Annotated in this window: 6 protein-coding genes and 1 pseudogene; all 7 read left to right on the top strand. The window is 64.3% G+C overall.

Annotated features, from left to right (window positions below):
• Positions 1-24 precede the first annotated feature (24 nt).
• Complete coding sequence (locus tag VAE55_RS04875; protein WP_322814682.1) at positions 25-294, top strand: monovalent cation/H+ antiporter complex subunit F; 270 nt, start codon at positions 25-27, stop codon at positions 292-294.
• A complete protein-coding gene (gene mnhG / locus VAE55_RS04870; RefSeq protein WP_322814681.1) occupies positions 294-647 on the top strand; it encodes a monovalent cation/H(+) antiporter subunit G in 354 nt (117 codons plus the stop codon). Before VAE55_RS04875 ends, mnhG begins: the two co-directional genes overlap by 1 nt.
• Before the next feature lie 1,103 nt (positions 648-1,750).
• Complete coding sequence (locus VAE55_RS04865) at positions 1,751-2,467, top strand: SNF2-related protein (protein ID WP_322814680.1); 717 nt, start codon at positions 1,751-1,753, stop codon at positions 2,465-2,467.
• Entirely contained in the window at positions 2,440-3,300 is an 861-nt protein-coding gene (locus VAE55_RS04860) for a hypothetical protein (RefSeq protein ID WP_322814679.1), read from the top strand. Before VAE55_RS04865 ends, VAE55_RS04860 begins: the two co-directional genes overlap by 28 nt.
• Before the next feature lie 39 nt (positions 3,301-3,339).
• Positions 3,340-4,686: a helicase-related protein gene (locus tag VAE55_RS04855; protein WP_322814678.1), complete on the top strand. Its 1,347-nt coding sequence runs from the start codon at positions 3,340-3,342 to the stop codon at positions 4,684-4,686.
• Positions 4,683-8,855: an Eco57I restriction-modification methylase domain-containing protein gene (locus VAE55_RS04850; protein WP_322814677.1), complete on the top strand. Its 4,173-nt coding sequence runs from the start codon at positions 4,683-4,685 to the stop codon at positions 8,853-8,855. The genes VAE55_RS04855 and VAE55_RS04850 overlap by 4 nt, the downstream gene beginning before the upstream one ends.
• A 127-nt stretch (positions 8,856-8,982) precedes the next feature.
• A pseudogene (locus VAE55_RS04845) lies at positions 8,983-9,189 on the top strand (hypothetical protein); the annotation flags it as partial.

Raw genomic sequence — 9,189 nt, 5'->3', positions numbered from 1 at the left:
CTGTTTCCGTAGAGGTTGCACGCCATGACGCTATTTACGATAATCGTTGCCAGTTTAATGGGGGTCGTTGCTATCTCCATGATCCTTTGCACCGCTCGCCTCCTGATGGGGCCGAGTATTCCTGATCGGGCAATGGCCTTTGATACGCTGATGGTTCACGTGGTGGCGCTGGTTGCGCTCTACGTGGTGATTACCGACCAACTGAGTCTGGTCGATGCAATTCTGGTTGTCGCTGTATTGGGATTTCTGGGGACGGTGGCTATTTCGCGGTATATCGAGGAGGGGCGCAGTTGATGAGCTTGAACGAGATTGTGACCCTGATCCTGGCAACTATTGGGGTGCTGTTCATGCTGCTGTCAGCAATCGGGATGCTGAAATTACCCGACCTCTATACGCGCGTCCATGCGACCGGTAAGGCTGGCACGTTGGGTATTACCGGTGTTCTGCTGTCGGTGGCGGTGCATCACGGCGATCTGGTGGCAGCGGCCAAGATGATTGCCCTGATCGCCTTTTTCTTTCTGACGGCACCGGTCGCCGCTCATATGCTCGACCGGGCAGCCTACCTGACCGGCGTTAAACGGGCACCGCAGACGGTGCAGGATGATCTGGCCGGGAAGTACGATATGGAGCAGGGGCGGTTGCGTTAGCCAGAATAAGGTGTCTTTGATATCGAATCTGGTGGGATAACGCTCATAACCCGTGATCTGACAATTATTCCACCACACCTGAGTGCGAAAGCACGGCACTAGCATTGCTGTGATACGCGCAGTGAGATCGTATTTCGGAGAGGAAGCCATTGCCAGACAGGGTTGCCCGTGTCGTGTAGTCTGGAGCGCGGCAGTTTAGCTGCCGCAGCCACCTTTCTTATGGTCTGGTGCGGGTCGTCACAGTGTCCCTGCCGGTTACGGGAATACTGGCGTGCAGAGCACGTCTATTGGGCTTGAGTATCCGTAATGAGCTGACAGCGCGTGAGCGATGGGTGGATTGTGGAAGGTGTCCGGTCTGCTCATCAGCCTCCTCCCGCTCCCGTCATGGGAATGGCGGACAGGCGATGGACGAGCATGCGCAGGAAGTCCACTATCCGGAGCGAAGCAACCGCCACACTGCACTGATGAATTGGGTCTATCAGCAATGATGCACGGTATCGGTGAAGATTTGATATCACACGCCGAGAGAAGATTACGTAATCAGATGTCTCGCACCTCAGGAACGATTCGCGTAAACGTCCTCCGGGCTTAAAGCCAGGTTTACGTTTCGTGATAGTGTCATCAGGTTTTCGCCAGCGTGTGTATATTGACGTTTAGACTAGCTTGGGCTTCATTGGCTACGAGCGCCCAGTGCGATGGCGTTCCCATCAGGGAGGGGCACATCTGGCTCGCATGAATGCAGGGTTGGTACGGCGGGGGCTGTGCGCCTCCTTCGTAATCATTCGTTGACCGCATCCTGATGAGGTGTTCTTGTCGGGGCTCTTTCAGGGCTTGGCTGGGGCGACCAGCCCATGCGGGCCATTAGTCGAAACGTCAGGTCGGACAACTGCCGAATTTGTTATATAATTTCACCGCACTCCCAACGTCGCCGTTCAGCGCGCCAAGACGCTTACCTTCGTGCCTTGGTGAACAAGTCTGCCTTGCTGAACGCCGAGTGAGCGTATAACGATTCAAAATAGCAGGAAGATCGCCATGAACATTCAGACTCTGAGCTAGCATCTGGTCGCCTTCCTGGAATACCTGTTCACTACCGAGAGGGAACCATGCAACCCGGCACCATCGTTCAGGTCCGTAACCGTTACTGGGTGCTCCTGCCCCACGAGGACCCCGATCGCTATCTGCTCCGCCCGCTCACCGGCGCCACCGATGAGACGGTCGCCATTCACAAAGGGCTGGCCGACCGCCTCGCTTACACGCTGCCGACCGAGCACCTGCAGTCCGCGACCTTCCCCCTGCCGACGGCCGCTGACCTCGCCGACGCCACCAGCGCCCACCTGCTCTGGCAGGCCGCCCGCCTGACCCTGCGCGAGGGGGCCACCCCGCTGCGCTCCCTGGGCCGCATCTCCATCCGCCCGCGCACCTACCAGTTCGTCCCGCTCCTGATGGCGCTGCGCCTAGACCCGCTGCGCCTGCTCATCGCCGATGATGTTGGTGTGGGCAAAACCATCGAAGCGCTGCTCATCGCCCGCGAACTGTGGGACCGCGGCGAGATCAAGCGCCTGGCGGTGCTCTGCCCGCCCTACCTGTGCGACCAGTGGCAGCGCGAGCTGGACGAAAAGTTCAATCTGGAAGCCGTGGTCATCCGCTCTGGCACGGTGGGCCAGTTGGAACGGGGCAAACCGCCCACGCGCACCATCTACGAACATTATCCGATTCAGGTCATCAGCATTGATTTCGTCAAGAGCGAGCGCAACCGCCACCAGTTCCTCCTGCACGCCCCGACCTGGTCATTGTGGACGAGGCGCACGGCGCTACCCTGACCCACACCCAAAGCCAGCAGCAGCGGCATGACCTGGTGCGCACCATCGCGCAGGACGAGCGCCGCCATCTGATCCTGCTCACCGCCACGCCCCACAGCGGCATCGAGACCGCTTTCCGCTCGCTGCTCTCCCTGCTCAAGCCCACATTCGGCGCGTGGGACCTGAACAACCTGGATGAGACGCAGCGGGTGGAATTGGCCCGTCACTTCGTCCAGCGCACGCGCAAGGACATCGAGCAGGATTGGGAACACGAGCGCTGTTTCCCCCGTCGCCTCACTGCCGACGAGACCTACCGCCTCTCGCCGGCGTACCGCACGCTCTTTGAAAAGACCTACGACTTCTGCGCCGAGATCGTGCGCACCGGTGCACAGTTGGAGGAACGTAAACGCCGCGTGCGCTACTGGGGCGCACTCGCCCTGCTCCGGTGCGTGATGTCCAGCCCGGCCGCGGCCCTGGCCGCCCTGGAGACCCGCCACGCCCGCCAGGACGAAGGCGACGATGCGGTGGACTTTCGCGGCTTTGTCTTTGAAGCGGGCGAGGAGCGCACCGACGACGAACAGCCCACCGCACCCCTAGAGGCGACCGAGGCCACGCTGCCGGAAGGCGACCGCCGCCGCCTGCGCGAGCTGGGCCGCCTGGCCTCTCGCATCATCGAAGCGTGGCAGGATACCAAACTGGACGGCCTCATCCGCACGGTCGAGGGCCTGCTCGGCGATGGCTTTCATCCGATTATCTGGTGTCGCTACGTGGCGACGGCCGAATATGTCGCCGCAGGGCTGCAACGGCATCTGTCTGCCGACGTGCGCGTCGTCTTGACGCGCGGGGAAGCGTAATGACAGCAGCACAAGCTGCAACGGCATCTGTCTGCCGACGTGCGCGTCGTCTGCATCACCGGGCGGCAGGGGGATGCAGAACGCCGCGCCCGCATTGACGAGATCGAGACCGACCGCCCGCGCATCCTGGTGACCACCGACTGCCTTTCGGAGGGCATCAACCTGCAGCAAAAGTTCACCGCAGTCATCCACTACGACCTGCCCTGGAACCCCAACCGGCTGGAGCAGCGCGAGGGGCGGGTGGATCGCTACGGGCAGACCGCACCGGAGGTCAAAACCATCCGTTACTTCAGCCCTGACAATCCCGTCGACGGTGTGGTGATTGAGGTCCTGCTCGACAAGGTGCGCCAGATCTACCGGACGTTGGGCACGCACGTGCCGGTGCCGGCCGAGAGCGAGAGCGTGACCGAGGCCGTGCTCAACGCTCTCTTCCTGCGGGGCGGCAGGGCCACGGCGGCCCGCCAGTTGGCCTTCGACTTTGCGCAGCACGACGTGCAGGCGCTGCATCGCCGGTGGGAGCAAGACGCCGAGCGCGAGCGGCTCAACCGCACCCGCTTCGCCCAGCGTGCGCTCAAGCCCCAGGAGGTGCAGCGCGAACTGGAGGCCACCGACGCCGTGCTAGGCGACCCGGATGCCGTGTGCGCTTTTGTGCTGGCCGCCGCCCAGCGTCTCGGTCTGCACATCGCTCGCGACCCCAAACGCCCCGGCGTCTACCGCATCCCGCTGGAAGCGGCCAACCTCGCGCTGCTGCCTGAACCGGTGCGCTTCGCCCTGCCGGCCCCTGCGCCATCCGCGGTGCGCCGTGCGCCGCCGCCCTGGTCGATCAGTTTCGACTCGCCCACGCCTGAAGGGGCCGCGTATCTGGGCCGCAACCATCCTTTTGTCGTCGCGCTGGCGCGCTTTCTGTTGGAAGAGGCTCTCACCCGCCCCGGTCAGGCCCACGCTGCCCGCTGTGGCGTCCTCTGCACCCGCGCCGTCTCGCAGACCACGACCCTGCTGCTCGTGCGCGTGCGCTACTTGATCGAGCAGCCCGAACGCACCCCGCTCTTTGCGGAAGAAGTGCGCACGCTCGGCTATACCCAGGGCGCGGATGGGGCGCCGCATTGGCTGGACGAATTCGCAACCCTGCGCCTGCTGGAAGCCCAATCCGACGCCAACCTCGCCATGGCCGAAAAACGGCGTCGCATCGAGGCTGCGCTCGAGCGATGGGGTGCCATCGCCGAGTATCTTCAACCCCAGATTGAGGCCCGCGCCCGCGATCTGGAGGCGGCCCACAAACGCATCCGCCAGGCCGTCCACCTGCGCACCCGCGCCCTGACGGTGCGGCCGCAGTGGCCGGTCGACCTATTGGGAATCCTTGTGCTGGAACCGGACAGAAGCCTATGAAGACCTCTCCCGCTATCCGCATCGAAGGCGGGCTCTTCAGCCCCGACGTGTTCGAAGCGCTGACCGCTGGCGACCTGCCCGGCCAGCAGGCGGCCGATTTCGGTTTGCCCGCTCGCCGCAGCCTGACCGATGAGATCGCCGCTGCGTTCAACGACGCCCGCACCCTGTGGGGTGTGTTCCAAAACCGCCTGGCGCGCCTGCCCGACGCTGATCTGGCCACCTCCCTCACCCGCGATGCCTGGGTGATCCCCTTCCTCGGCCTGCTGGGCTATGAGTTGCGCTACAACCCGCGCGCCTTCATCGTGGACGGGATGAGCTTTGCCATTTCCCACCGCGCCGGCGAGCCTGAGTCCGCCCCGCCGGTGCACATCGTCGGGGCGCGGCAGGAACTGGGACGCCTGGCTCCCTCCGGGAGGACGCGCCTCTCGCCGCACGCCCTGGTGCAGGAGTATCTCAACCGCTCCGAGCACCTGTGGGGTTTGACGACCAACGGCATCATCCTGCGCCTGCTGCGCGATTCCACCTTCGTTCGCCGCCAGGCCTACGTGGAGTTTGACCTGTGCGCCATTCTGGAGGAAGACGGCTTCGCCGATTTCGTCCTTCTCTACCGTCTGCTCCATCGCTCCCGCCTGCCCCAGGACGACGCCCCCCAGGAGTGTCTGCTGGAGCGGTATTATCAGCATGCGCTGGAACAGGGCGGACGGGTGCGCGAGCACCTGCGCGACGGGGTGGAAGTGTGCATCAAGACCCTCGCCAACGGCTTTTTCCAGCACCCCGCCAACGGCTCGCTGCGGCAGCAGTTCGGTGAGGGGAACCTGACCTCGGAAGCGTTCTACCGCGACCTGCTGCGTCTCGTCTATCGTTTCCTCTTCCTACTGGTGGCGGAAGAGCGCGGGTTGATGGGCGACGATCCACTCTATCTGGCGCATTACGGCGTGACGCGCCTGCGCCGCCTGGCCGAACAGCGCGCCGCCTACAGCGACGATAAGGACCTCTGGCACAGCCTGTGCGCTCTGTGGCTGACCCTGGCCGACGAGACGCTGGCTGCCTTCTTGCGCCTGCCGCCGTTGAACGGGGAGCTGTTCAGCCCTCTGGTGTTGAATAGCGCCGTCATTACCAACCGCGACCTGCTGCAGGCGTTCTGGCATCTGGCCTTTTATCAGGAAAGCTCTTCCCAGCCGCCACGCCGCGTCAACTATGCCGCGCTGGACACCGAAGAACTCGGCTCGGTCTACGAAAGCCTGCTGGATTACTCCCCCGTGGTGACCGTTGACGCCGCTGGCCGCCCGATGTTCGACCTGATTCACGGCTCGGAGCGTAAATCCACCGGCTCGTACTACACCCCGCCGGAGCTGGTCAGCGAACTGGTCGCATCGGCCCTGGAGCCGGTGCTGCAGGCGCGGCTGCGGGCGGCCGGAACACCGGAGGAGCAGGCGCGGGCGCTCCTCTCGTTGCGCGTCCTCGACCCTGCCGCCGGTTCGGGCCACTTTTTGCTGGCCGCCGCCCGCCGCCTGGGTAAGGAGCTGGCGCGCATCCGCACCGGCGAGGATGAACCGGCGCCAGAGCAGGTGCGCACGGCTACCCGCGAGGTGGTCGCCCACTGCATCTACGGCGTGGACAAGAACCCCCTGGCTGTGGAGCTGTGCCGCGTGGCGCTGTGGCTCGAATCCCACGCCGAAGGCAAGCCGCTTACCTTCCTCGACCATCGCATCAAATGCGGCGATTCGCTGGTCGGCGTGCTCGACCTGCACGCCCTGGAGGACGGCGTGCCCGATGCGGCCTTCGATCCCGTCTCCGGCGACGATAAACGACGCGCCGCCGACCTCAAGCGTCACAACCGCCGAGAACGCGAGGGGCAGATGGCGCTGTTTGAGTGGAACCCGAACGCCGCCCTGACCCCGCTCTCGGCAGTCAGCCGCCAGATCGAGGCGCTGCCCGACGACAGCCCCGAGCACGTGCGCTGCAAGCGGCAACTGTATGAAACCCGCTTTGCCGACCCGCACTGGCGCAGGCAAAAAGAGGCCTGCGACCTGTGGAGCGCGGCCTTTTTCCAAGACCTGTCCGCCGCCCCCATCCCCATCACCACCGACGTGGTGCGCCGCCATCTGGCCGGGCAGCCGGCTCTGCCGCAGACCCTGGCCCAGGCCGTGGCGCTGGCCGAGGAAAACCGCTTCTTCCACTGGCCGCTCGAGTTCCCGGAGGTGCTGGCGGCGGGCGGCTTCGACGTGGTGCTGGGCAACCCGCCCTGGGAGCGTATCAAGCTGCAGGAGCAGGAATTCTTTGCCGCCCGCGACCCCGACATCGCCGAAGCGCCCAACGCCGCGGCCCGCAAACGCCTGATCGAGCAGCTACCCCACCGCAACCCTGAGCTGTGGCAGGCCTACTGCCGCGCCCTATACACCGCCAAAAGCGCCAGCCGCTTCCTGCGCGGCTCGGGTCAGTACCCACTCACCGGCCGCGGCGACATCAACACCTACTCGGTCTTTGCCGAGCGGGCGTGCGCCCTGCTCAGGTCGGGCGGTTGCGCCGGCATCCTCCTGCCTACCGGCATCGCCACCGACGCTACCAACCAGTTCTTCTTCGCCGACCTGGTGGAGAAGGGACACCTGGTCAGCCTCTTCGACTTTGAGAACCGCGAGGGACTCTTTCCGGCAGTAGATAGCCGTATGAAATTCTGCCTGCTGACGCTGGAGCGATCGCCGCTGGCGAGCCACGAAGCGCCAGCGGGAGAGCGCCTGCAACCCGCCGCCGTGCGCTGTTACCAATTTGCTTTCTTCCGCACCCGCGCCGAGCACCTGCACGACGTGCGCCGTCGCTTCTCCCTCTCGGCAGAGGAGATCGCCCGCATCAACCCCAACACGCGCACCCTGCCGGTCTTCCGCACCCGCCAGGACGCCGACCTGACCCGCGCCATCTACGAGCGCGTACCGGTGCTGGTGAACGAGCGTACCGGGGAGAACCCGTGGGGCGTGCGCTTTCTGGCAATGTTCCACATGTCCAACGACTCGCATCTCTTCCGCACGCGGGCGGAACTGGAGCAGGCAGGCTACCGGCTGATGGGGAATGTGTTTGTGGCCCCCACCCTGGAAGATCCGCTGACGGGGGCGGGGGGGCCGGGGATGCGGGCGCTCCCCCTCTACGAAGCCAAAATGATCTGGCACTACGACCACCGCTTCGGCAGTTACGCAGGCGTTGACGTGCGCGCCAGCACCCAGCTCCCCACGCCCACTGACGCCGCCCACGCCGACCCGGGCTTCCTCGCCCAGCCCTGGTACTGGGTGCCCGAAGCAGAGGTCGAAGCCCGCCTCGGCGATTGGCCGCACCGTTGGCTGCTGGGGTTTCGGAATGTGACCAATGCCACCAACGAGCGCACCGCCATCTTTAGTTTGTTTCCCAAAGTAGGGGTGGGGCATAGCCTACCAATCCTCCTTTTCGGCGACATAGCCGCATATTTCTTGGCTGGATTGGTTGCTAATCTTCAGAGCCTGGCCTTCGACTGGGTTGTCCGCCAGAAACAGGCAGGCGTCAATATGAACTTCTTCTACGTGGAGCAATTTCCCGTCCTTCCGCCCTCGGCCTACACCGCTGCCGACCTGCGCTTCATCGTCCCGCGCGTGCTGGAACTGACCTACACCGCCTGGGACCTGAAGCCCTTCGCCGACGACGTATGGCACGAGGCGGATGACGCGCTGCGCACCCGCCTGCGTACGCAGTGGGGATCCCATGCTCAACAGGCCGGCGGGCAAGCCTGGGAGCCGCCGGACTGGAAGGCAGCCGATCCGGCCATCTGCACCGACCCTCAGACAGGCTGCCCGCTGCCGCCTTTCAGGTGGGATGCGGTGCGCCGCGCCGTGGTGTGCGCCGAGTTGGATGCCTACTACGCCCGGCGCTACGGCCTGACCCGCAAACAACTGCGCTACATCCTCGACCCCGCCGACCTGACTGCGCGAGAATTGGAAGATATCCTTGATCCGTGGGAAGCGGTCAGCGACCCGCTCGACCCGGTCGGCTACGCCGACCGCGTGGCCGACTCCGACTTCCCCGGCGAAACCTTCCGCGTGCTGAAGAAGAAGGAACTGCGCCAGCACGGCGAATACCGCACTCGCCGGCTGGTGCTGGAGGCGTGGGAGGCGCAATCCAGGAAGACAGGGAACGCCTACGACTTATGACCCTCTCAAACACTATCGCCGCTCCATTCGGCTGAAGGGGTACGATTACGCCCAACCCGGCGCGTATTTTGTCACCATCGTCACCCATGGCCGCGCCTGTTTGTTCGGCGACATCGTAGATGACCAAATGCGGTTAAACCAGGCCGGGCAGATGGTGGAATGGACATGGTACGATTTACCCAACCATGTGGACAACATCGAATTGGATGCGTTTGTGGTAATGCCCAATCATGTGCACGGCATTATCATTATCGTCGGTGTAGGGGCGGGTTCCGAACCCGCCCCTACCCCATTACCCGACATTGTGCGCCAATGCAAAACATGTTCGGCGCGA

The organism is Chloroflexus sp. (genome assembly GCF_034432675.1).
GTDB lineage: Bacteria > Chloroflexota > Chloroflexia > Chloroflexales > Chloroflexaceae > Chloroflexus.
This window is presented reverse-complemented; position numbering and strand designations above follow the sequence as displayed.